Below are 22,350 nucleotides of genomic sequence, written 5' to 3'. Positions count from 1 at the left end.
CCGAACGAAAGAAGCCGCCATGCAACCGTCCCGTCCATTCTTTTCCCGCCTGTCCGTCGCGCATCCGATCATCCAGGCGCCGATGGCCGGCGTGAGCACGCCGCGACTGGCGGCGGCGGTGTCCAATGCCGGCGCGCTGGGATCCCTGGGGATCGGCGCGAGCACGGCCGCGCAGGCGCGCGCGATGATCGAGGAAACGCGGGCGCTGACAGGGAAAGCAATCCATGTGAACGTGTTCTGCCACGCGCCGGCCCACCGGGATGCCGCGCTCGAGTCGGCCTGGCTGGCCCACCTGGCGCCGCTGTTCGCCGACGCCGGCGCCGCGCCGCCCTCCTCGCTCGATGAAATCTACCGCAGCTTCAACGATGACGAAGCGTCGTTCCGGATGCTGCTCGACCTGCGCCCGCAAGTCGTCAGCTTCCATTTCGGCCTGCCGTCGGGCGAACGCCTGGCGGCGCTGCGCGCGGCCGGCATTCGCACCATGGCCACCGCCACCAACCTGATCGAGGCGCTGACCCTGGAACGGGCGGGAGTCGATGCGATCGTGGCGCAAGGCATCGAAGCCGGCGGCCACCGCGGCATGTTCGACCTGGATGCGACCGACGAACGGCTGAGCATGGCGGTGCTGGTGCGCCTGCTGGTCAGGCGCACGGGGCTGCCGGTGATCGCCGCCGGCGGCATCATGGATGGCGCCGGCATCAGGGCCGCGCTGGCCCTGGGCGCGGCGGGCGCACAGCTCGGCACCGCCTTCATCCTGAGTCCGGAATCGGCAGCGCACGAAGCCTACCGCGCCAACCTGCAAAGCGCACGCGCCGCCACCACCGTCCTGACCGCGGCGATCTCGGGACGGCCGGCGCGCGGCATCGTCAACCGCTTGACCGCGCATGGCGCGTCCGGCGTCCCGCCCGCCTACCCGGTCGCCTATGACGCGGCCAAGCAGCTGCACGCGGCGGCGGCGAAGTCGGGCAACCATGAATATGCGGCGCACTGGGCCGGGCAAGGCGCGCCGCTCGCGCGCGCCATGCCGGCGGCCGAACTGGTGGAGACGCTGGTGCGTGAACTGCATGCCGCCGGCAACGCCGCCTGATGCGGGCCAGCCTGCCCTCGCCCTTTACCTGATGGGCGAGTTGCAGCGCAACCGCGCGCAAGGCGGGCCGGTCGGCGCGGTGGCGCGGCGCTTCGTGCTGGCGATCGATGCGGCGGACGACGTCGGGATCGCGCCGGACGTCATGCACCGGCTCGCCATGCTGGCGCAGGCGCCGGAAGCGCTGGACGACGCCGAACTGCGCTGGGCGCGCAATCAGCTGCCGGAAATCGTGCGCCAGGTCGCCCTGATCAGTCCGGCACCAGCATGGAACGGATCGTCCCCTGCTTTGCCAGCACGTAGTCATGCCCCGCCAGCACCAGATTCGTGGTCGGCTGGATCACCTTGACGTTGATGAAGATGGTGTCGCGCGTCTCGGCATACGAACCCACGACCACCGCCTGCGCGTTGTGCGTGCCCGCCACTTCGCCCAGCTCGCGGGTGAGCATCAATTCTCCCTGGTTGCGCTTCAGGTAGACACTGTTGCGCAGCTTCATTTCCAGCACCGGCAGGCCGCCCTGGGCCAGGCGGGTGGCGATCTGCTCCGACACCACGCGGCCCAGCATCGAAGAATGCTCGAGGGCGTCGATGTTGACGAGGGTGGCCATGATCAGGGGCTGGTCGCCGGCCAGCTTGCCCTTGAGCTGGGCCTGCAGGGCATCGGCCGCACGGTAGTTGGCGGCGACGAAATCGTTCGCGCTCACCGAGGTGTAGTTGGGCTGCTCGACCAGCGCGCAGCCGCCCAGCAGCAGGCTCAGGCCCAGCACGGCCGCCGATGTTTTCAATGTGCGCATGTTCAGCTCAATGGTCCTTGACCGCGAAGGTCTTCGATGCCGGCGCCGGCGCCGGCGCCGGCGCGGCCAGCTTCTTCGCCAGGGCGGCGTCGTACAGCGCCAGATCCTCGTCGCTGGTGTAGTAGACCGAGGTGTTGCGCGCGTAATAGCGTTGTTCGTCCGCGACCGAGACGGTCACGATCATTTCGGTCTTCGGCGTATCGCCCGGCGCGAACTGGGCGGTGAACCAGCGGTGCGCGTCGTAGCCGTAGGCGCCGGCCGTGACCAGCCACTCCGGGCTGTGCTGGATGCTGGTCAGGACCCAGGCGCCGCTGGCCAGCGCGGTCGGCAGGCCGGCGTAGCGGTATTGAGGACGGTCGGCCGAGAAGGCGACCACTTGCGTGTCGAGCTCGATCTTGAGCGCACCCGGCACCGGATTCTTGACGACCACGAAACCATCGTTGACCAGGGCCGTGACCAGGTGCGACTTCATGCCCGTGCTGAAGGTCGACGGTTGCAGCGGCTCCACGTACAGGGAGCGGCTGGGCGCCGTCTTCAGGGTCGGCCCCAGCTCGGTCGCCATATGGCGCGCGATCACGCCCCAATGGGCCGCCGCCTGCACCTTGGGCTGGTGCGTGCTGGGGAAATTGGTGGCCACGGGGGCCGGGCTGTAGGGCATGGCGCAGCCTGCGAGCAGCAGGCCGGCGGCGAGTGCGCAGGCGCCTCGGTAAGCCATCGTGAATCCTGTCGGTCTGTGGTGCGACCGGACTGGCGCACGCTCGGGGGCGACTGTAGCACAGAGGTTTCCCGTAGGCAATTTATGTGTCGGCGATGAGGTATCGATGCAACGACTACACGACGCCACTTCACCAGCGCCTTGCCTCGATGCCCCACACGAAAAGGTGGAAGCGCAGCAGCACTTTTGCATCGGGAAAAGCGCGGCAATGCGCCCGATAATGCGGCGGCCGGCATTGGCCGGCGCACCCACGATCCCGACACAGCCGCACTCCCGCGGCACGACGCCACCGAAAGGACATCACCATGAGCAAGGCTCGCACCATCGACACCGTCACCGCCCGCGACGGCACCATCATCCACTTCACCGATTGGGGGCACGGCACGCCGGTGGTATTCAGCCATGGCTGGCCGCTGTCGGCAAGCGCCTGGGAAGACCAGATGCTGTTCCTGGCCGAGCACGGTTACCGCGTGATCGCCCACGACCGCCGCGGCCACGGCCGCTCGACCAAGGCCTGGCACGGCAACGACATGGACACCTATGCGGACGACCTGGCGACGCTGCTCGATACGCTCGACATCACCGGCGCCACGCTGGTCGGCCACTCGACCGGCGGCGGCGAGGTGGCGCGCTACATCGGGCGGCACGGTACGCAGCGCGTGGCCAGGGCGGTGCTGGTCGGGGCCGTGACGCCGCAGATGGTCGTGTCGCCCGCGAATCCGGACGGCGTGCCGATGTCGGTGTTCGACGGCATTCGCGAGGGCGTGCGCAAGGACCGCGCCCAGTTCTTCCTCGACCTCACCATCCCGTTCTTCGGCTTCAACCGTCCCGGCGCCGCGGTCTCGGAAGGCATGCGCCAGTCCTTCCTCATCCAGGGCCTCCAATGCAGCATCAAGAGCGCCCATGCCTGCATCAAGCAGTTTTCGGAGACCGACTTCAGCGCCGATCTCGCCAGGATGACGATCCCCACCCTCGTGATCCACGGCGACGACGATCAGATCGTGCCGATCGCCACCACCGCGCGCCGCGCCGTGGAGATGCTGCCTCAGGGGCGCATCTCCGTCTACGAAGGCGCCGGCCACGGCCTGCCATCGACCCACAAGGACCGGCTCAACGAGGAGCTGCTGGCTTTCCTGCGCAGCTGACGTTCGGCGCGTCCTGCAACGGCCGGGGGGGCACGGTCTGCCGATGTGCCGCGGCTGGCGTCACATGCTACGGACAATCCCCGAGGAATTCCTCGGCCATGCTCGCCAGCAACTCCGGCTGGTCGTGATGCAGCATATGGCCGGCCTGCGGCACCATGCGCGGCGTCACATCCTTCAGGTAGGCCATCCGCCGGTCGACCTCGGCGCGCGCCTGTTCCTTGGCGCCCATCCAGCGCCACATATCGGTGTCCTCGGCCTCGACCCACAGCACCGGCGCCGTGATCGCGCTCCAGCAAGCCATGATTTCGTCGACGTGGTACAACAATGGCGAACTCATTTTATGCGCCGGGTCGCCCAGGATCTTCCACAGGCCGTCGCGGTCCTGTTCCGCCCAGTGGGCGGCCAGGAAGGCGGCGCGCTCCGGGGCCAGGCGCGGATTGGTCTTGCGCAGGCGCGCCGCCACTTCGTCAAGGCTGGCATAGCCGCGCATCTCGGGCGGCGCGCGCAACTCGTCGAGCCACTTGGCCACGCGCCCCGGATACTGTGTCGGGTGCGTGGTCGGCAGGCCGAAGCCCTCCAGGTTGATCAATCTGGCGATGCGCTGCGGCCGCACGCCGGCGTAGATGCCGGCGATATTGCCCCCCATGCTGTGGCCGAGCAGGTTCACCGCCTCGCCCGGGGCATAGTGGTCGAGCAGCATATCGAGGTCGGCCACGTAGTCGGGGAACCAGTAGGTGTCGAAGCCCGAACGCTGGCTTTGGCCGAAGCCGCGCCAGTCGGGCGCGATCACGTGCCAGTTCCCCTGCAGGCAGTCGACCATGAACTGGAACGAGGCCGACACGTCCATCCAGCCGTGCAGCATGAACAGCTTGGGCGCGCCGGGCGAGCCCCAGTGGCGCACGTGCATGCGCAGGCCGCGCACGGTGAGGAATTCGGAGCGTGAAGCTTTCATGGTTCTCTCAAATTAGTACGGTCGTTCGGATGATTATACGGGCCGGCGGTTGAATTCGCGCACTGCGGCCCCATCTGCCGCACTTCGGGACAGGACGGGGGCGGTAAAATAGCGCCATTTCCACCTCCGCGAGCACATCCATGGCGATTTACCAGCTGGGCGAGCATGCGCCCGAGATCGATCCGTCGGCTTATGTTGCCGATACGGCCACCCTGGTGGGCAAGGTCACGCTCGAGGCCAACGCCTCCGTGTGGTTCGGCGCGACGCTGCGCGGCGACAACGAGCCCATCACGATTGGCGAGAACAGCAATGTTCAGGAAGGCACCGTGATGCATACCGATCCGGGCTACCCGCTCGACATCGGCAAGAACGTGACGATCGGCCATCAAGCCATGCTGCACGGCTGCACGGTGGGCGACGGTACGCTGATCGGGATCCAGGCGGTGGTGCTCAACGGCGCGCGGATCGGCAAGGGTTGCCTGGTCGGCGCGGGCGCCCTGGTCACGGAAGGCAAGGAATTTCCCGACCACTCGCTGATCCTGGGTTCGCCCGCGAAGGTGGTGCGGACACTGACACAAGAAGACCTGCTGCGCCTGGAAGGCACGGCTGCGGGCTATGTCGCGCGCGGCCAGTTGTACAAGACGCAGCTCAAGAAAATCGGATAAAGAATGACGACTACGGATACTGGCACCACCAACAGGGACACCCTGCAAAAATTCATCTTCGACAATGCTGCCGTGCGCGGCGAGCTGGTCGAGATTTCGGACACCTGGCGCGAGATCCAGGCCCGTCACGCTTACCCGAAGGCGGTGCGTGCGGTGCTGGGCGAGATGGTGGCGGCCGGCGCCCTGCTGTCGGCCAACCTCAAGTTCAACGGCGCGCTCGTGATGCAGATCCACGGCGACGGCCCGGTACGCCTGCTGGTGGTCGAATGCGACGCCGACCTGCGCATGCGCGCCACGGCGAAACTGGCGCCCGACGTCGAGATCGCTGACGACGCCACCTTGAACCAGCTGTTCAATGTGAACGGCAAGGGCCGTTTCGTGATCACGCTCGACCCGGCCGACAAGGTCCCGGGCCAACAGCCCTACCAGGGCGTGGTGCCGCTCGACGGCGACGACGTGGCGACCGTGATCGAGAACTACATGCTGCGTTCGGAGCAGATGGACACGCGCCTGTGGCTGGCGGCCGACGACCAGGTCGCGCGCGGCCTGCTGCTGCAAAAGCTGCCGCGCCACAGCGGCAAGGAAGACCAGACCAAGCAGGCCACCGAGGCCGAAGACCTGGAAACCTGGAACCGCGCCGCCATGCTGGGCCAGACGGTCAAGCGCGAAGAGCTGCTGTCGACCGACATCTCGACCCTGCTGCACCGCCTGTTCTGGGAAGAGACCATCCGCGTGTTCGACCCGGTGCATCCGCAGTTCCACTGCAGCTGCAACCGCGAGAAGGTCGGCAATATGCTCAAGATGCTGGGCCAGGAAGAAGTCGCATCGGCGCTGGCCGAGCTGGGCGAACTGGGCATCAACTGCGATTTCTGCGGCAAGCACTACGCCTTCGACAAGGTCGACTGCGCGCAGCTGTTCGCCAGCGACAGCCCGGTGCAGACCATGATGCCGCCGAGCGGCAGCACGCACTAAGCCATTGCTTGCGCCGGCCGTGTGCCGGCGCCCGGCTTCCACCAGGGCGCCGCGGCGTCCTCGCCGTTTGCTGGCGCGGCCGCAGCCGCGCCTCTCCAATCGGGTCAGCGGACTACAGGGTTTCGTCCAAGATGATAAGCTGATGCTGTTATGACACTGTTGTATTTTCGAACATCAGCACCACGTACCCATTACTGACTGACGGAGGAAGCACATGAATATCGATATTGGCATCAGCACCGAAGACCGCGCAAAAATCGTCGACTCGCTGTCGCACGTCCTGGCTGACAGCTACATGCTGTACCTGAAGACCCACAACTTCCACTGGAACGTGACCGGCCCGATGTTCCAGACCCTGCACGTGATGTTCCAGGAACAGTACACCGAGCTGTGGAACGCGCTGGACGACATCGCCGAGCGCATCCGCGCCCTGGGCCACTTCGCACCGGGCACCTACCAGCGCTACGCCGAGCTGTCGACCATCAAGGAAGAAGCGAATGTGCCGGGCGCGCAAGAAATGATCCGCCAGCTGGTCGCAGGCCAGGAAGCGGTGGCGCGCACCGCCCGTGCAGCCTTCCGCATTGCCGACGCCGCCGACGACCAGCCGACCGCCGGCATGCTGGCGACCCGCATGGAAATCCATGAAAAGAATGCGTGGATGCTGCGCGCCTTCCTGGAACAGGGCGCGGGCCATACCCAGGGTGAAGCGTCGTCGGATTCGAAGAACTGATGATGTGAGGTTGCGGTCCCGATGGGCCGCATGATCGGCGCTGGAATCGTCAGCGCCAGCACGTCGTTCCCGCGAAGGCGGGAACGACGCTGTTCAAGGGCGGTGGCGACACCGCTGCCGCGGCTCAATCGCCGCTACGCCCACCGCTCATGTGCAAATCGACCACCTTCATGATCTCGAGCGTGAGATCGAGGTCGAACTCGCCTGACGCCAACGCAGCGCCCAGCTGCTCGCGCGGCACGCCGACCGCGGCGGCCAGCGCGCCCAGTCCCGGCGCCTGCGATACCGCCTTCAGCGCGGCGCCAACGATGGCGCCATCGCCGTCTTCGAAAGCATCGGCCAGGCAGTCCGCAATCGCATCGAGCGAATCGAGGCTGGCGGGGTCGATCGGGGAATTCTGTTTACTCATGAGGATGGATCAGTGGGTCGGGGTCGCTTCTGGCTTGGCGCCGTTCTTCGACGGTGGCGGCGGAGGTGGTACGGTCATCGACTCGACCGGCTGCTCGTTCTTGCGCAGCACCTGCACGAAGATCTCGCCCTGCTTGATCATGCCCAGGTCGTAGCGCGCGCGCTCTTCGACCGCCCCCAGGCCGTCCCTCAGGTCGATGACCTCCGAGGCCAGCTTGGCGTTGCGCGCGGTGAGCTGTTCGGTCTTGAGCCGCGTGGCCTCGACCTGGCCCTGCATGTCGGCCACGGACAGCCAGCCCCCTTTACCGAGCCAGAGTGGGTACTGGATCAGCACGAGCAGGACGGCAAGGGCGATCGTGATCAGGCGCATGGCGGCAAAGAGAGGAATGAAAACGGCCGGTGGACCGGCGATGGGTGGCTACGCCCACCATCGCCGGTCCACCGGCCTGATGGATTACTTCAGGTTGTAGAACGCGTCGCGGCCAGGATAGCTGGCGATGTCGCCCAGGTCTTCCTCGATGCGCAGCAGCTGGTTGTACTTGGCCATGCGGTCCGAACGCGACAGCGAGCCGGTCTTGATCTGCAGGGCGTTGGTGCCGACCGCGATGTCGGCGATGGTCGAGTCTTCGGTTTCGCCCGAACGGTGCGAGATCACGGCGGTGTAGCCGGCGCGCTTGGCCATCTCGATGGCGGCGAAGGTCTCGGTCAGGGTGCCGATCTGGTTGATCTTGATGAGGATCGAGTTGGCGACGCCCTTCTGGATGCCCTCTTTCAGGATCTTGGTGTTGGTGACGAACAGGTCGTCGCCCACCAGCTGCACCTTCTTGCCCAGCGCGGCGGTCAGCGTTGCCCAGCCTTCCCAGTCACCTTCGGCCATCGCGTCCTCGATCGAGATGATCGGGTACTTGTCGCACCAGGTGGCCAGCATGTTCGTGAAATCGGCTGCCGACAGGGACAGGCCGCCTTCGCCTTCCAGTACGTACTTGCCGTCCTTGAAGAATTCGCTGGCCGCGCAGTCCAGGCCCAGGGCGATGTCCTGGCCCGCCACGTAGCCGGCCTGCTCGATCGCCTGCATGATCAGCTTGATGGCTTCTTCATGGTTCGCGACCGATGGGGCGAAGCCGCCCTCGTCGCCGACGGCGGTGTTCAGGCCCTTCGAGTGCAGGATCTTTTTCAGGGTGTGGAACACCTCGGCGCCGTAGCGGATGGCTTCCTTGAACGAAGGCGCGCCCACCGGGATGATCATGAATTCCTGGATGTCCAGGTTGTTGTCGGCGTGCGCGCCGCCGTTGATGACGTTCATCATCGGCACCGGCATCTGCATCGCGCCCGAACCGCCGAAGTAGCGGTACAGCGGCAGGCCGGCTTCTTCGGCCGCGGCTTTTGCAACAGCCATCGACACCGCCAGCATGGCGTTGGCGCCCAGGCGGCTCTTGTTTTCGGTGCCGTCGAGATCGATCAGGGTGCGGTCCAGGAAGGCTTGCTCATTGGCGTCCAGGCCCATGATCGCTTCGGAGATCTCGGTGTTGATATTCTCGCAGGCCTGCAGCACGCCCTTGCCGAAGTAGCGCTTCGGATCGCCGTCGCGCAGTTCGATCGCTTCGCGCGAACCGGTCGAGGCGCCCGACGGCACCGCGGCGCGGCCCATCACGCCCGATTCCAGCAGCACGTCGCATTCGACGGTCGGGTTACCACGCGAATCAATGACTTCGCGGCCGATAATATCAACGATAGCACTCATGTTTCTCAGTCTCCAGGGGTGGGGAAATCGGGTGGGGGCATCCAGCCGCAGGACGCCTCCAGGATGCTTTTTACTTGAACTTGGTTTCCATGAAACCGGTCTTCTTGACGATGCGGTCGATCTCGACGAGCGTGGTCAGGAGTTCCTTCATGTGGCCCAGCGGCACGGCGTTCGGACCGTCCGACATCGCATTGGCCGGATCGGGGTGCGTCTCCATGAACAGTCCGGCGATGCCCGCCGCCACGGCGGCGCGCGACAGGACCGGGACGTGCTCGCGCTGTCCGCCGGACGAAGTGCCCTGGCCGCCCGGCAGTTGCACCGAGTGGGTCGCGTCGAACACCACCGGGCAGTTCGATTCGCGCATGATGGCCAGGCCGCGCATGTCCGACACCAGGTTGTTGTAGCCGAACGAGGCGCCGCGTTCGCAGGCCATGAAATTGTCCTCGTTCAGGCCGGCTTCGCGCGCGGCGGCGCGGGCCTTGTCGATCACGTTCTTCATGTCGCCAGGCGCCAGGAACTGGCCCTTCTTGATGTTGACCGGCTTGCCCGAACGCGCGCAGGCGTTGATGAAGTCGGTCTGGCGGCACAGGAAGGCCGGGGTCTGCAGCACGTCGACGACGCTCGCCACTTCGGGGATCATCTCTTCGTCGTGCACGTCGGTCAGGACCGGCACGCCGATTTCGCGGCGCACGTCGGCCAGGATCTCCAGGCCCTTCTCGCGGCCAGGGCCGCGGAACGACTTGCCCGACGAGCGGTTGGCCTTGTCGAACGACGATTTATAGATGAACGGGATGCCCAGCGCCGAGGTGATCTCTTTCAGCGTGCCTGCGGTGTCCATCGCCATCTGGCGCGATTCGATCACGCAGGTGCCGGCGATCAGGAAGATCGGGTGCTCGAGGCCGACGTCGAATCCAGCGAGTTTCATGCTGCATCTCCTTGCAGTGCGGGCGCCGCATTGGCTGCGCCTGCCGCGGTATTGGTGTTGGAAGCCTGGTGCGCCAGCGCCGCCCGGATGAACGAGGTGAACAGCGGATGGCCGTTGCGCGGCGTCGACTTGAACTCCGGGTGGAACTGCACGCCCATGTACCACGGGTGCGCGTTTTCACCCGTACGCGGCAGTTCCATGATCTCGCACAGGTCTTCGTTTGGAGTGCGCGCCGACACCGTCAGGCCAGCCGCTTCGATTTTCGGCAGGTAGAAGTTGTTGCCTTCGTAGCGGTGACGGTGGCGCTCGGTCACGACATTGCCGTAGATCTCGGCCGCCAGCGTGCCCGGATTGACGGCGCAGGTCTGGGCGCCCAGGCGCATGGTGCCGCCCAGGTCCGAGCTCACGTCGCGCTTCTCGACCTTGCCGTCGTGGTTCTGCCACTCGGTGATCAGGGCGACGACCGGCTGGTCGGTTTCCGGGTCGAACTCGGTCGAATTCGCGTTCGGCAGGCCGGCCATATTGCGGGCGTACTCGATCAGCGCGACCTGCATGCCCAGGCAGATGCCCAGGTAAGGGATCTTGTTCTCGCGGGCGTAGCGCGCGGCCATGATCTTGCCTTCCACGCCGCGCTTGCCGAAGCCGCCCGGCACCAGGATGGCGTCGTACTTGGCCAGGTGCTCGCAGCCGCGGGTCTCGATTTCCTCGGAGTCCAGGTACTCGATGTTGACCCGGCTCTCGGTGTGGATGCCGGCGTGGCGCAGCGCCTCGGTCAGCGATTTGTACGATTCGATCAGGTCGACGTACTTGCCGACCATGCCGATGGTGATCTCGTGCTTCGGATTTTCCAGCGTGTGAATCAGGCGGGTCCACATCGACAGGTCGGCCTTTGGCGCTTCGAGGCCGAGGGCTTCGAGGATGATGTCGTCCAGGCCCTGGTCGCACAGCACCTGCGGCACCTTGTAGATGGTGTCGACGTCCCACACCGAGATCACGGCCTGCTCTTCGACGTTGGCGAACAGCGAGATCTTGGCGCGCTCGTCGTCCGGAATGCGGCGGTCGGCGCGGCACAGCAGCGCGTTCGGCGAGATGCCGATCTCGCGCAGCTTCTGCACGCTGTGCTGGGTCGGCTTGGTCTTGAGTTCGCCGGCCGAGGCGATGAACGGCACCAGGGTCAGGTGCACGAACGCGGCGCCCTTGCGGCCCGAGCGCAGCGACAGCTGGCGCGCGGCTTCCAGGAACGGCAGCGATTCGATGTCGCCCACGGTGCCGCCGATCTCGACCAGCGCGACGTCGACGCCTTCGGCGCCGCGGCGGATGTAGTCCTGGATCTCGTTGGTGATGTGCGGAATGACCTGCACGGTCTTGCCGAGGTATTCGCCGCGGCGTTCCTTGCGGATCACCGATTCATAGATCTGGCCGGTGGTGAAGTTGTTCACCTTCTTCATGCGGGTGCTGATGAAGCGCTCGTAGTGGCCGAGGTCCAGGTCGGTCTCGGCGCCGTCGTCGGTGACGAATACCTCGCCGTGCTGGGTTGGACTCATGGTGCCCGGATCGACGTTGATGTACGGATCGAGCTTGAGCATGGTGACTTTGAGGCCACGGCTCTCGAGGATCGCGGCGAGGGAGGCGGCCGCGATCCCTTTGCCCAGGGAAGACACGACGCCGCCAGTGACGAATACGAATTTGGTCATTGTGCTGATGGTGCCGAACGGCACGCGCGGGAAATTGAAATTATACCGCAAAGCTGCAAATACTTCTTGATATCAAGGCGCCAATATCCTGGAAGACACTGTCGTGGACCGTTCACAAAACCACTATTCTGAGTGCATTTTCGTTTACGTTGGGCAATAATTGTAACCAGTCGGACGAGACAATAATTTACCGACAACATTTGTACAGACAGTTCTGGTGTCATAAACACAAACGCCGCAAGAATGCCGCCAATCCAGCGGAAACCCCTATCTCAAATTACATAAACATGGGCAATTTCATCAAACTTAACATAGGTACGCGCCTGGCCGCCGGCTTCGCCCTGACGCTACTGATGACTGTCATCATCGCCACCGTCGGCGTCTGGCGCCTGAACCAGGTTGCCCAGGAGACGTCGTCGATTCTGGCAGAACCGCTGGCGAAGGAGCGCATGATCGCCGAGTGGTACACCCAGATCTTCGCCGCCGTGCGCCGCACCGCCGCCATCGTCAAGAGCAGCGACCCGTCGCTGACCGACTACTTCAAGGAAGACTCGGCCGCCACCGGCAAGCTGTCGGCCGACCTGGTCAAGCGAATCGAACCCTTGATCAGCGGCGACGACGAGACCGCCCTGTTCAAGTCGGTGATGGAACACCGCACCGCCTACAGCAAGGCCCGCGATGGCGCGGTCAAGGCCAAGGCCGACGGCAATGTCGAGCTGGCGGAACAGATCCTGAACCAGCAATTCACCCCGGCCGCCAAGGCCTACCAGGAACGCGTCAAGGAACTGGTCGACCTGCAGCACAAGCGCGTCGCCGCCAGCGCCGAGCTGATCGCCAGCACCGCCAGCCGCGGCAACTTCGTGATCGGCTCGCTGGCCGCCGGCGCCCTGCTGCTGGGCGGCGTGTTCGCCTGGCTGCTGACCCGCTCGATCACCCGTCCGCTGCGCCAGGCGGTGCATGCGGCCGAGCAGGTGGCGTCAGGCGACCTGACGGTGGAAATCGACAGCAAGGCCACCGACGAAACCGGCGCCCTGCTGCGCGCCCTGGGCCATATGAATACCTCGCTGTCGAAGATCGTCGACGAGGTGCGCAGCGGCACGCAAACCATCAGCGGCGCCTCGAGCGAGATCGCGGCCGGCAGTTTCGACCTGTCCAGCCGCACCGAACAGCAAGCCGCGGCGCTGGAAGAAACCGCCGCCTCGATGGAAGAACTGACCGGCACCGTGCGCCAGAACGCCGACAACGCGCGCCAGGCCAACCAGCTGGCGATCGCCGCCTCGAGCGTCGCCACCCAGGCCGGCCAGGCGGTCGACCAGGTGGTCGCCACCATGGGCTCGATCAACGATTCGTCGCGCAAGATCGTCGACATCATTTCGGTCATCGACGGCATCGCCTTCCAGACCAATATCCTGGCGCTGAACGCGGCCGTCGAAGCGGCGCGCGCCGGCGAACAGGGCCGCGGCTTCGCGGTCGTGGCCTCGGAAGTACGCACGCTGGCGCAGCGCTCGGCCGCCGCCGCCAAGGAAATCAAGCAGCTGATCGGCGACTCGGTCGAGAAGGTCGACACCGGCACCAAGCTGGTCGACCACACCGGCGCGACGATGCGCGAAGTGGTCGACTCGATCCAGCGCGTGACCGACATCATGGGAGAAATCTCGTCGGCCAGCCAGGAACAGATCACCGGCATCGACCAGGTCAACCAGGCCATGGGCCAGATGGATAACGCGACCCAGCAGAACGCGGCGCTGGTCGAGGAAGCCACCGCCGCCACCGCGGCGCTGCAGGATCAGGCGCAGCGCCTGGCGCAGGTGGTCGATGTGTTCAAGCTCGATGCGCGCCATGTGACGCCAGCGGCGCCAGTGACGCCGGTGAAGCGGCCGCCGGCACGGCCGGCGCTGGCCAAGCCGGCGGCGCAAGCGGCGGCCAAGCCAGCGCCCGCGGCCAGGCCGGCTTCGAAGCCGGCAGCTGCCAAGGCGGCCGGCAAGCCTGCCGCACCAGCGAAGGTGAATGAGTCGGAGTGGGAAGAGTTCTGATTCCTTCACCCCGCGCATGACAAGACCGCCGTCCCCGCACCGGGCACGGCTGTCTTTTTCATGCACGGCCCTGCCCGGCACGAAGGCCGGGCGTGCGCCCCTCAGGCGTGGTAATCGGCGACATCGCGCGGATCGGTCAGCGTGATCCATCCTTTCGCGATGTAGAGGACGACCAGGATGCCCAGGATATCGCCGCTCATCATCGCCGCGACCGCGGTCCAGTCGACGAGGCCTGTCTGCACCCAGGTCAGGGCGTGATGGGCGGCTGGACTTGCGACACCGCACAGCACGCCGGTGCACAGCAGCCGCCGCGGCGTCAGGTTCTCGAGGCGTGGGCCCAGGTTATACCAGTGCTTGGCGAACAGGTAAGCCAGGTAGGGGCCGCCCGCCGCGGCCAGCGCGCCGCCCACCGCGCGCACGTTGTCGGTGAACGCGAAGTGCGAGAGATTCAGAAAGAGGCTCACCAACAGCAGCCCGATGAATCCGGAAAAACCGAACAGCAGCGTGGCCAGCAGCCGTATCCCGGCTGGGAGGAACATCCAGTTGATGCCCTGGCTGTATTCCATCCCGATGAAAAACAGCTCGTTGAGCGCGTTCATCGCGAGGAATGCCGCCACCGTGATACCGATATGGGCGACATGTCTCGCCACGCGCGCAGCGGTCATTTGCTTCCTTCTTGCCATAAAATTGCAAAAATGAAATTATAGCCTTGAAGCGGGCGCCACTGGTCGAGTGGACGCGGCGGGCGAACCATTCATTGTTTGACAGGCTGTGCGGCTGACGGCATACTTGGCAGCATGTTAGCGCTCACATAACAAATCACAAGATCTGGAGACAAGCATGTTCAAGCGCGGGCCCGAGACACCTGCAGCAGCGAACGCCCCCCTCGGCTGGCGCGAAAAGCTCAGCTATGGCGTGGCCGATATGGGCTTCAATTTTTATTGGGCCAATATCGCGACCTTCCTGCTGATCTTCTATACCGACACCTTCGGCATCTCGGCGGCGCAAGCCGCCACCCTGCTCGCCTCGATCAAGCTGGTCAATGCCTTCACCGATCCGCTGATCGGCGCCGCCGCCGACCGTACGAGCACCCGCTTCGGCAAGTTCCGCCCCTACCTGGTCTGGATGTCGATTCCGCTCGGCGCTGCCGCGGTACTCACCTACACCACGCCCGACCTCGACGCCGGCGGCAAACTGATCTGGGCCTACGCCAGCTACCTGGCGATGATGGTGTTCTATACCTGCGTCAACATCCCCTACAACGCGCTGTCCGGCGTGATGTCGGCCGATCCGCAGGAACGCTCGACCATCAATGGCCTGCGCTTCATCTTCGCCTTCGCCGGTGGCACACTGGTCACGGCGGCCACGCCGGCCATGGTGGGATGGCTCGGCAACGGCGACAACGAGCGCGGCTGGCAGCTGACCATGGTCGCCTGGAGCATCGCCGCCGCACTGATGTTCCTGATCACGTTTGCCAACACCCGCGAGCGCATTGCGCCGCCGCCCGGCCAGAAGAGCGACGTGCTGCGCGACATCCGCGACCTGGCCGCCAACCGTCCCTGGGTCGTGCTGTTCGTGCTGGCCCTGGTGATCATGGTGACCATCACCCTGCGCACCACCACCTCGGCCTATTACTTCAAGTACGTGGTCGAACGCCCCGAGCTGATGGCCAGCTTCGTGCCGACCTATATGATCTTCGCCGCCATCGGCGCGGCCTGCACGCCGCTGATGACCCGCTACGTCGACAAGAAGCTGCTGATGATCGTCCTGATGAGCGCGACCGCCGTATTCTCCGCCGCCTTCTTCCTGATCCCCGTCGACCGCATCGACCTGATGTTCGTGCTGCAGGCGGCCACCGGCTTCGTGCTCGGCCCCAAGTCGCCGCTGGCGTTCTCGATGTACGCGGACACCGCCGACTACAACGAATGGACCACCGGCCGCCGCGCCACCGCCATGACTTTCGCCGCCGCCACCTTCTCGCAGAAGCTCGGCACCGCGGTCGCGGTGAGCGTGATCGGCGCCGTGTTCACGGCCCTGGGCTACGTGCCGAATGCCGCGCAGACCACCGGCTCGCAGGCCGGCATCGTGTGGCTGATGTCCTTCGTGCCGGCCTCGTTCGCCCTGCTGGCGGTGCTGGTCATGTGCTTCTATAACCTCGACGGCAAGCTGCTGGCCCGCATCCAGCTCGATCTGGCGGCGCGCAAGGCGGCGCCATGAAAACACGGGAGATCCCATCCATGCTGCACCCGCAAGACGACCGCTACGTGCTCACCAGCCCCACCGCGATGCCGCAGGCCGGCGGCTTCCTGTGGAACCGCAGGATGATGATCCAGTCGACCTGCCGCGGCTATGCCACCGCCCAGTTCATGCAGCCGGAACCGAGCAAGTATTCGCACGCGCCGAACATGCAGGCGAAATCCTTCATGCAGCCGGAGCAGCATTACTACGCCCACCATCCGGGCCGCTTCTTCTACGTCAAGGACGAAGACACGGGCGAGCTGTTCTCGGCGCCCTACGAACCGGTGCGCGCCAGCGTCGACCGCTTCGAATTCTCGGTCGGCCGCCACGACCTGCGCTGGACCGTCGAGAAATCCGGCATCCGCATCGAACTCGTGCTCGGCCTGCCGGTGGACGACGTCGCCGAGCTGTGGTCGATGGAAGTGACGAACCTGTGGGACCGCCCGCGCCGCATCAGCGTCTACCCCTATTTCACGATCGGCTACATGTCGTGGATGAACCAGTCGGCCGAGTACCGCCACGACCTGGGTGGCATCGTCGCTTCCAGCGTCACGCCCTACCAGAAGCTCGAAGACTATTTCAAGAACCGCCTCTTCAAGGACCGCACGGTGCTGCTGTGCGAGCAGGCACCGGACGCCTGGGAGGTTGGCCAGATCGCCTTCGAAGGCGAAGGCGGCCTGCATGCGCCGTCCGCGCTGGCGGGCGAACGCCTGGGCTGCGGCGACGCGCGCTACGAGACGCCGGCCGCCGTGGTCCAGTACCGCCTGGCGCTGGCGCCGAGCGAAGCCACCACGCGCCGCTTCCTGTTCGGCCCCGCCTTCGACGATGCCGAGATCGCGTCCCTGCGCGCGAAATACCTGAGCGAAGAAGGCTTCGCCGCCGCGGCGCGCGACTACGCGGCCTATATCCTCGAGGGCGAAGGCGTGCTCCGGATCGCGACCCCGGACCGTGAACTCGACAACTTCGTCAACACCTGGCTCGCGCGCCAGGTCTACTACCACGGCGACGTCAACCGCCTGAGCACCGATCCGCAGACCCGCAACTACCTGCAGGACAATATGGGCATGGCCTTCGTCAAGCCGGCGGCGGCGCGCGCCGCCTTCCTGCATGCGCTCTCCCAGCAGGAAGCCAATGGCGCGATGCCGGACGGGATCCTGCTGTTCGAAGGCGCCGAACTGAAATACATCAACCAGATCCCCCACACCGACCACTGCGTGTGGCTGCCGGTATGCCTGCGCGCCTATCTCGACGAGACGGGCGACGCCGGCATACTCGACGTACCGGTCGCCACCCACGACGGCGCAGTGAAAACCGCGTTCGAACGCATCTCGCTGGCGATGGACTGGCTGTTGCAGCGGCGCGATGCGCGCGGCCTGTCCTATATCGAGCAGGGAGACTGGTGCGATCCGATGAATATGGTCGGCTACAAGGGCCGCGGCGTTTCGGGCTGGCTGACGGTGGCGGCGGCCCATGCGCTGAACCTGTGGGCCGACGTGTGCGCGGCGCGCGGCGACGCCGCTTCGCTGACGCGCTACCGCGCCGGCGCCGAGGCGATGAACGGCGCCGCCGAAGCCCACCTGTGGGACGGCGCCTGGTTCGCACGCGGCATCACCGACGACAACGTCAAGTTCGGTGTCGCCAGCGATACCGAGGGCCGCATCTACCTGAACCCGCAAAGCTGGGCCTTTCTATCGGGCGCCGCCAGCGCCAGGCAGCGCGCACTGATGCTGGAGGCGATCGACGAGCAGTTGCGCACGCCCTACGGCGTGCAGATGTTCGCGCCGCCCTACAGCGGCATGCGCGAGGACGTCGGCCGCGTCACGCAGAAGCATCCCGGCTCGGCCGAGAACGGCGCCGTGTACAACCACGCTTCGGTGTTCTACATCTACAGCCTGTACAAGATCGGCGAAGCCGACCGCGCCTTCGACGCGCTGCGCAAGATGATCCCCGGCCCCGGCCTGGACGACTACCTGCAGCGCGGCCAGCTGCCGGTGTTCATCCCCAATTACTACCGCGGCGCCTACAAGGAGTATCCGCGCACCGCCGGCCGGTCGAGCCAGCTGTTCAACACCGGCACCGTGGCCTGGGTCTATCGCTGCCTGATCGAGGGCCTGTGCGGCCTGAAAGGCGACCTGAAAGGCCTGACGGTGGCGCCGCAACTGCCGTCCGGCTGGGACGGCATGAAGGTGACGCGGCGCTTCCGCGGTGCGACCTTCGAGGTCGACATCCAGCGCGGCGCGGTCGACCGGGTCGAGGTAACCTGCGATGGCGTCCCCCTGCCCGCGGCCCGCATCGACAACATCGACGCGGGCCGCACCTACCGCCTGGAGGTCACGGTTCCATGACCGGCGCCGTCACTGCATCGTATGCGTCTGCTGCTGGGTATCCACCGCAAACCCGCGCTGCGCGTCCCAGTAGGTGAACCAGTAGCGCACCACGTCCCCGATCTTCAGCCCGCCCGCCGTGTACGTGTTGTTGGCGCCGCTGAGCTGCATCCGCACGTTCTGCTGCGGCCCGTTGTTGACGGTGTAGTGCACGTCGGCCCAGCTGCCGGTGGTGGTCCGGAACTGCAGCATCGTCGACGAGGTCTGGCTGACCGAGGTCGGGCCGCTCGGCTCCGGCTGCGGCGTGGCGCCGCCGCCGCCCGACTCCCACACGATGTCGTCGATCGCGAACTGGAAGCTCGATGACGGCAGCGCGCCGTCGATGCTCGAGATCATGAAGATGTCGTGGAGCGACTGCGCCGCGACTAGTGGCCCGAGCAGGGTCGAGACGGGAATCGACGCCTGGCCCCACTGGCCGTTGCGCGTCAATCCAAATGCCGTGGTGTTGGCCGGGAAGTTCACCCAGTTCTGGTTCGTGTAGGTGTCGCCGATGCCGATCCTGAAGCCGACATTGGCCGGGATCCGGATGCGGAACTTGACGGTGCCGTTGGCGCGGTAGTTGCTCAGGTTGCGCGCCTGGCGCGCCTGGATGCCGCCGCCGAACCACTGTCCGGGCGTCGTGTAGTTCCAGGCGATGACGTTGCTGCCCTCGAACGGCGCGGTGTTGCCGGCGCCGGTGGAGGCGGCGTTCCACAGGAAGATGTCGGAACTCGTCCCCGCCACCAGCTTGTTGTTGACCGCCGTGGTGTCGGTGAACACGCCGAACTTGCCGGCGACTTCCGGCACGGTCTGGTCGCCCAGCTTCACCTGTCCCTTGCCGTCCATCTGGTAGACGCGCACGTAGTCGACGTACATGGTGCCGGGCAGCGGCGCCGTGACCTGGCCCGGGTTGGCGGCGTCGGTGAAGTTGCCGCCCACGGCCATGTTCAGCAACAGGTAGAACGGCGCCTGCAATGCTGACGAATTGACCGGCAGCGGCGCGTTGTACATATTGTGCTCGACGCCGTTGTCGACCGTCGTGAAGCGCATCTGGCTCTCGTCCCAATAGAAGCGGTAGGTGACGAAGCGGTTCGCGAGCGAGTTCTGGGGCACGTACCAGTTCTTGGTCTGCCACGCGGTCGAGGCGGCGCAGCTTTCGTTGCCGGGCACGCAGGCGGCCTGCTGCCAGGTGATCACGTTCGAGCCGACGAAGTGGTTCGACGACGGCGCCCCGCCCTCGGCGCGGCCGGACGCCTTGTGGCCCATCTCCATGATGTCGATCTCGCCGTTGCGCGGCCAGGTCTGCGGACTGACGCCCAGCAGCCACGCGGCCGGCCACAGGCCGGTGCCGAGGTTCGGCGTGGCCATGCGCACCTCGATCATCCCGTACTGCACCTGCACCTTGTTCCTGGTGTCGAGCCGGGCCGAGGTGAAGACATTGCCGCCGATCGTCTGGCTACGCGCCTGGATCGCCAGCGCGCGCGTGCCCGATTCGAAGGGCACGTTGACGATGCTGGCGTTATTGGGGCTGTAGTACTGCAGCTCGGCGTTGCCGTAGCCGCACAGGCCGATCTGGCAGCCGTTACCGTCCTGCAGATTCCACACACCGGTGTTCACGCTGTTGCCATTGAACTCCTCCGACCACAGCAGCTGACCGATCACCGGATTGGTGACGCTGGCCCCGGCCTGCGCTCCACAGGCCAGCAGGATGCCTGCGGCAAGCGCGTGGAAAGGTTTCCATCTCGAGCCATATTTCTGGTTCTGGTAGTTCACGTCGACTCCTCTTATCTCACTACAAGAAAATGCGGCCGTACCGGCTGGCCGTGCCGCGGCTTGCCAACTTGTGCGTTGGTCTCGAATGATGTCGTGCGGATTCGTGTGGAATATGGAATTGGAAACCTTTCCAAACAGGAAAGGAAAATATAGTCTGTTTTTCGGACCGTGTCCATCCGAAGCGCATGGTGCGCGCACGATTACCCCGCCGGCATAGGCATGCGGCGGGGAACCGGGTAGCGCCGGGTCACGAGCGGACGCTGGCGAGGATTTGCGCGACCAGTTGTTCCTGGCTGTCGCGGATGTCGAGGGTAATGCCGGCTTCGTCCGGCTGGAGGGGTTCGAGTGTGCTCAGCTGGCTGTCGAGCAGCGACGGCGGCATGTAGTGGCCAGGGCGATTGCTGACGCGCTCGAGGAGCAGGCTGCGCTCGCCGGCCAGGTGCGCGAAGCGCACGTCGCCGCCCGCGCTGCGCAGCAGGTCGCGATAGGCGCGCTTGAGCGAGGAACACGACAGTACCGCCCCGCCCTCGCGTGCGGCGAGCTTGTCGCGCAGGTTCAGGAGCCAGTCGCGACGGTCGTCGTCGGTCAGCGGGATACCGGCCGACATCTTGGCGACATTGGCCTCTGAATGAAAGGCGTCGCCCTCGATGAACGGCACGCCGAGCGCGGCGGCCAGCTTCGCGCCGATGCTGCTCTTGCCGCAGCCGCTCACGCCCATGACTACCCAGGCCGTCCCCTTGTCATCGTCTCGCGCTTGTGTCGTCATTTCTTTATGTTAACGCTAACATCAAAGAAGCGATTGTAGCCGCGATCGCGCGCCAGTGTAAAGCTGCCATGTGCAGGGCATGACGTTGCATCGGAAATCGTAACGCGCTGCTGCGCCGCGTAGGCTCAGGCGCTCTCGCGCTCGCGCAGGGCAAATCCCAGGTCGATGCGCTTGCGTTCGGGCTCCTGGCCCTTGATCACCTGCAGCAGCAGGCTGGCCGCCTCGAAGCCGACCTGGTAGCGCGGCGTGTCGATGGTGGTCAGCGACGGCATCATCCATCTGGAGGCTGGCAGATCGTTGAAGCCGCAGACGGCGATCTCCTGCGGGATGCGGATGCCGTGGCGCTGGCAGTGATAGACGGCGCCATGGGCCAGGTCGTCGTTGCAGCAGAAGACGGCGTCGCAGTCGGGCATGTTCGCCATCATCTGCCCCATCAATTCGGCGCCGAGCGCGATCGTGGAAGGTTCCGGCACCATCAGCTCGAGCCGTGGGTCGGCCAGGCCCGCCTCGACCACCGCGGCGCGGTAGCCGTCGGCGCGGCGCAGGGTGCGCTCGTCGAGCTGGGCGCCGATGAACCCGATGCGGCGGTAGCCCTTCTTGACCAGGTGGCGCGTCATCTCCATGCCGGCCTCGAACTGCGAGAAGCCGACCGACAGGGCACCGGGTTCGTCCGACAGGTCCATCATCGACACCGACGGCACCTGCGACGCTTCCAGCATCTTCGCCACGGCCGGGCTGTGGGCCTGGCTCGAGAACAGGATGCCGTCCGGGCTCGATTGCAGATAGGTGCGCAGCAGCTTTTCCTCTTCGGCCTGCGAATAATAGGTATTGCCGATCAGGAGCTGGTACTGGCCCGGCGCGACGGCGTCATGGATGCCTTCGAGGACGGCGGTGAACACGGCGTTGGAGAACGACGGCACCAGCACCACGATCACGTGCGACTGCGACGAGGCCAGCGCGCGCGCCGCGCGGTTGGGCACGTAGCCGAGCTCCGCCACCGCCTGCTCCACCTTGACCCGGGTGACCTCGGAGACCATTTGGGGCTGGCTGAGCGCGCGCGAGGCGGTCATGATCGATACGCCTGCCATGCCCGCCACCTGCTCGAGCGTTGCCCGTCCCGTTCCCCTGCCCTTGCTGCGGCCCGTTTTATCCATGGTCATCCTGTAGTGGCTTTCTTCATTCCTGGTTCCATTCTATCAACAACGGGCAAGGCTTTTGGGACCGCCTTGACCAGCACAAAAACCGGCCCGAAAGTCAGTTAGTGATTTTACTGGTTTTATCGTTGTATTTATGCTGAATCGGGGGGCTGAGCCGCAGACGGCCTCGTCAGCTGTCGCTATACTTTTTTCCAC

21 protein-coding genes are annotated in these 22,350 nt (G+C 65.6%); 9 read left to right on the top strand and 12 right to left on the bottom strand.

The features are described from left to right. Positions 1–19: 19 nt before the first annotated feature. Complete coding sequence (locus DIR46_RS20115) at positions 20–1,087, top strand: NAD(P)H-dependent flavin oxidoreductase (RefSeq protein ID WP_109346829.1); 1,068 nt, start codon at positions 20–22, stop codon at positions 1,085–1,087. Beyond that, positions 1,056–1,433 carry a hypothetical protein gene (locus DIR46_RS26755; RefSeq protein WP_162819582.1) on the top strand — a complete coding sequence of 126 codons (378 nt, stop codon included), beginning with the start codon at positions 1,056–1,058 and terminating at the stop codon, positions 1,431–1,433. The genes DIR46_RS20115 and DIR46_RS26755 overlap by 32 nt, the downstream gene beginning before the upstream one ends. On the opposite strand, the gene DIR46_RS20110 is transcribed toward DIR46_RS26755, so the two are convergent. Beyond that, positions 1,336–1,878: a FlgO family outer membrane protein gene (locus tag DIR46_RS20110; RefSeq protein WP_109346828.1), complete on the bottom strand. Its 543-nt coding sequence runs from the start codon at positions 1,876–1,878 to the stop codon at positions 1,336–1,338. The genes DIR46_RS26755 and DIR46_RS20110 overlap by 98 nt on opposite strands. A 7-nt stretch (positions 1,879–1,885) precedes the next feature. Beyond that, positions 1,886–2,593, bottom strand: coding sequence for a hypothetical protein (locus tag DIR46_RS20105; protein WP_109346827.1), 708 nt, complete (start codon positions 2,591–2,593; stop codon positions 1,886–1,888). A 305-nt stretch (positions 2,594–2,898) separates the two neighbouring features. Here DIR46_RS20105 and DIR46_RS20100 point away from each other — a divergent pair, with 305 nt between their 5' ends. Beyond that, complete coding sequence (locus DIR46_RS20100) at positions 2,899–3,738, top strand: alpha/beta fold hydrolase (protein ID WP_109346826.1); 840 nt, start codon at positions 2,899–2,901, stop codon at positions 3,736–3,738. A gap of 67 nt (positions 3,739–3,805) precedes the next feature. Here the strand turns inward: DIR46_RS20100 and DIR46_RS20095 are convergent, their stop codons facing one another. Next, positions 3,806–4,690 carry an alpha/beta fold hydrolase gene (locus DIR46_RS20095; RefSeq protein WP_109346825.1) on the bottom strand — a complete coding sequence of 295 codons (885 nt, stop codon included), beginning with the start codon at positions 4,688–4,690 and terminating at the stop codon, positions 3,806–3,808. Positions 4,691–4,830: 140 nt separating this feature from the next. Between DIR46_RS20095 and DIR46_RS20090 the strand changes: the two genes are divergently transcribed. The 3 genes from DIR46_RS20090 to DIR46_RS20080 all read left to right on the top strand — a co-directional run bounded on the left by DIR46_RS20090 (position 4,831) and on the right by DIR46_RS20080 (position 7,057). Next, complete coding sequence (locus DIR46_RS20090) at positions 4,831–5,355, top strand: gamma carbonic anhydrase family protein (RefSeq protein ID WP_109346824.1); 525 nt, start codon at positions 4,831–4,833, stop codon at positions 5,353–5,355. A gap of 3 nt (positions 5,356–5,358) precedes the next feature. Next, on the top strand, positions 5,359–6,327 hold the full coding sequence (gene hslO / locus DIR46_RS20085; RefSeq protein WP_109346823.1) for an Hsp33 family molecular chaperone HslO: 969 nt from the start codon (positions 5,359–5,361) through the stop codon (positions 6,325–6,327). Between the two features lie 214 nt (positions 6,328–6,541). Next, the gene (locus DIR46_RS20080) at positions 6,542–7,057 is read left to right on the top strand and encodes a Dps family protein (RefSeq protein WP_109346822.1); all 516 of its coding nucleotides are present in this window, start codon (positions 6,542–6,544) and stop codon (positions 7,055–7,057) included. Between the two features lie 124 nt (positions 7,058–7,181). Here DIR46_RS20080 and DIR46_RS20075 read toward each other — a convergent pair whose 3' ends face one another. The 5 genes from DIR46_RS20075 to pyrG form a co-directional block, all read right to left on the bottom strand. Further along, a complete protein-coding gene (locus tag DIR46_RS20075; protein WP_109346821.1) occupies positions 7,182–7,466 on the bottom strand; it encodes a helix-turn-helix domain-containing protein in 285 nt (94 codons plus the stop codon). 9 nt (positions 7,467–7,475) lie between these two features. Next, entirely contained in the window at positions 7,476–7,835 is a 360-nt protein-coding gene (gene ftsB, locus DIR46_RS20070) for a cell division protein FtsB (protein ID WP_109346820.1), read from the bottom strand. 84 nt (positions 7,836–7,919) lie between these two features. Then, positions 7,920–9,206, bottom strand: coding sequence for a phosphopyruvate hydratase (eno, locus tag DIR46_RS20065; RefSeq protein ID WP_109346819.1), 1,287 nt, complete (start codon positions 9,204–9,206; stop codon positions 7,920–7,922). A 70-nt stretch (positions 9,207–9,276) separates the two neighbouring features. Next, on the bottom strand, positions 9,277–10,131 hold the full coding sequence (gene kdsA / locus DIR46_RS20060) for a 3-deoxy-8-phosphooctulonate synthase (RefSeq protein ID WP_109346818.1): 855 nt from the start codon (positions 10,129–10,131) through the stop codon (positions 9,277–9,279). Further along, complete coding sequence (pyrG, locus tag DIR46_RS20055; RefSeq protein WP_109348089.1) at positions 10,128–11,825, bottom strand: CTP synthase; 1,698 nt, start codon at positions 11,823–11,825, stop codon at positions 10,128–10,130. Before pyrG ends, kdsA begins: the two co-directional genes overlap by 4 nt. Positions 11,826–12,112: 287 nt before the next feature. On the opposite strand from pyrG, the gene DIR46_RS20050 reads away from it, so the two are divergent. Continuing rightward, on the top strand, positions 12,113–13,858 hold the full coding sequence (locus DIR46_RS20050) for a methyl-accepting chemotaxis protein (RefSeq protein ID WP_109346817.1): 1,746 nt from the start codon (positions 12,113–12,115) through the stop codon (positions 13,856–13,858). A gap of 101 nt (positions 13,859–13,959) precedes the next feature. Here the strand turns inward: DIR46_RS20050 and DIR46_RS20045 are convergent, their stop codons facing one another. Next, entirely contained in the window at positions 13,960–14,523 is a 564-nt protein-coding gene (locus tag DIR46_RS20045; protein ID WP_109346816.1) for a hypothetical protein, read from the bottom strand. A gap of 175 nt (positions 14,524–14,698) precedes the next feature. Between DIR46_RS20045 and DIR46_RS20040 the strand changes: the two genes are divergently transcribed. Together DIR46_RS20040 and DIR46_RS20035 are read left to right on the top strand one after the other, a co-directional pair. Further along, positions 14,699–16,075, top strand: coding sequence for an MFS transporter (locus tag DIR46_RS20040; protein ID WP_109346815.1), 1,377 nt, complete (start codon positions 14,699–14,701; stop codon positions 16,073–16,075). Then, positions 16,072–18,441, top strand: coding sequence for a GH36-type glycosyl hydrolase domain-containing protein (locus DIR46_RS20035; RefSeq protein WP_229446325.1), 2,370 nt, complete (start codon positions 16,072–16,074; stop codon positions 18,439–18,441). Before DIR46_RS20040 ends, DIR46_RS20035 begins: the two co-directional genes overlap by 4 nt. A 9-nt stretch (positions 18,442–18,450) precedes the next feature. Here the strand turns inward: DIR46_RS20035 and DIR46_RS20030 are convergent, their stop codons facing one another. The 3 genes from DIR46_RS20030 to gntR form a co-directional block, all read right to left on the bottom strand. Beyond that, on the bottom strand, positions 18,451–20,232 hold the full coding sequence (locus DIR46_RS20030) for a glycoside hydrolase family 16 protein (RefSeq protein ID WP_109346813.1): 1,782 nt from the start codon (positions 20,230–20,232) through the stop codon (positions 18,451–18,453). Between the two features lie 247 nt (positions 20,233–20,479). Further along, complete coding sequence (locus DIR46_RS20025; RefSeq protein ID WP_109346812.1) at positions 20,480–20,998, bottom strand: gluconokinase; 519 nt, start codon at positions 20,996–20,998, stop codon at positions 20,480–20,482. 125 nt (positions 20,999–21,123) lie between these two features. Continuing rightward, positions 21,124–22,152 (bottom strand): HTH-type transcriptional regulator GntR, encoded by a 1,029-nt coding sequence (gene gntR, locus DIR46_RS20020; protein WP_109348088.1) that lies wholly within the window; start codon positions 22,150–22,152, stop codon positions 21,124–21,126. Positions 22,153–22,350: the final 198 nt, after the last annotated feature.

Source organism: Massilia oculi, assembly GCF_003143515.1.
Taxonomy (GTDB): Bacteria; Pseudomonadota; Gammaproteobacteria; order Burkholderiales; family Burkholderiaceae_D; genus Telluria; species Telluria oculi.
This window is presented reverse-complemented; position numbering and strand designations above follow the sequence as displayed.

Coding starts and splice junctions, on each gene's coding strand:
- DIR46_RS20115 (WP_109346829.1), top strand. CDS start 20: ATGCAACCGTCCCGTCCATTCTTTTCCCGCCTGTCCGTCGCGCATCCG.
- DIR46_RS20110 (WP_109346828.1), bottom strand. CDS start 1,878: ATGCGCACATTGAAAACATCGGCGGCCGTGCTGGGCCTGAGCCTGCTG.
- DIR46_RS20105 (WP_109346827.1), bottom strand. CDS start 2,593: ATGGCTTACCGAGGCGCCTGCGCACTCGCCGCCGGCCTGCTGCTCGCA.
- DIR46_RS20100 (WP_109346826.1), top strand. CDS start 2,899: ATGAGCAAGGCTCGCACCATCGACACCGTCACCGCCCGCGACGGCACC.
- DIR46_RS20095 (WP_109346825.1), bottom strand. CDS start 4,690: ATGAAAGCTTCACGCTCCGAATTCCTCACCGTGCGCGGCCTGCGCATG.
- DIR46_RS20090 (WP_109346824.1), top strand. CDS start 4,831: ATGGCGATTTACCAGCTGGGCGAGCATGCGCCCGAGATCGATCCGTCG.
- hslO (WP_109346823.1), top strand. CDS start 5,359: ATGACGACTACGGATACTGGCACCACCAACAGGGACACCCTGCAAAAA.
- DIR46_RS20080 (WP_109346822.1), top strand. CDS start 6,542: ATGAATATCGATATTGGCATCAGCACCGAAGACCGCGCAAAAATCGTC.
- DIR46_RS20075 (WP_109346821.1), bottom strand. CDS start 7,466: ATGAGTAAACAGAATTCCCCGATCGACCCCGCCAGCCTCGATTCGCTC.
- ftsB (WP_109346820.1), bottom strand. CDS start 7,835: ATGCGCCTGATCACGATCGCCCTTGCCGTCCTGCTCGTGCTGATCCAG.
- eno (WP_109346819.1), bottom strand. CDS start 9,206: ATGAGTGCTATCGTTGATATTATCGGCCGCGAAGTCATTGATTCGCGT.
- kdsA (WP_109346818.1), bottom strand. CDS start 10,131: ATGAAACTCGCTGGATTCGACGTCGGCCTCGAGCACCCGATCTTCCTG.
- pyrG (WP_109348089.1), bottom strand. CDS start 11,825: ATGACCAAATTCGTATTCGTCACTGGCGGCGTCGTGTCTTCCCTGGGC.
- DIR46_RS20050 (WP_109346817.1), top strand. CDS start 12,113: ATGGGCAATTTCATCAAACTTAACATAGGTACGCGCCTGGCCGCCGGC.
- DIR46_RS20045 (WP_109346816.1), bottom strand. CDS start 14,523: ATGACCGCTGCGCGCGTGGCGAGACATGTCGCCCATATCGGTATCACG.
- DIR46_RS20040 (WP_109346815.1), top strand. CDS start 14,699: ATGTTCAAGCGCGGGCCCGAGACACCTGCAGCAGCGAACGCCCCCCTC.
- DIR46_RS20035 (WP_229446325.1), top strand. CDS start 16,072: ATGAAAACACGGGAGATCCCATCCATGCTGCACCCGCAAGACGACCGC.
- DIR46_RS20025 (WP_109346812.1), bottom strand. CDS start 20,998: ATGACGACACAAGCGCGAGACGATGACAAGGGGACGGCCTGGGTAGTC.
- gntR (WP_109348088.1), bottom strand. CDS start 22,152: ATGGATAAAACGGGCCGCAGCAAGGGCAGGGGAACGGGACGGGCAACG.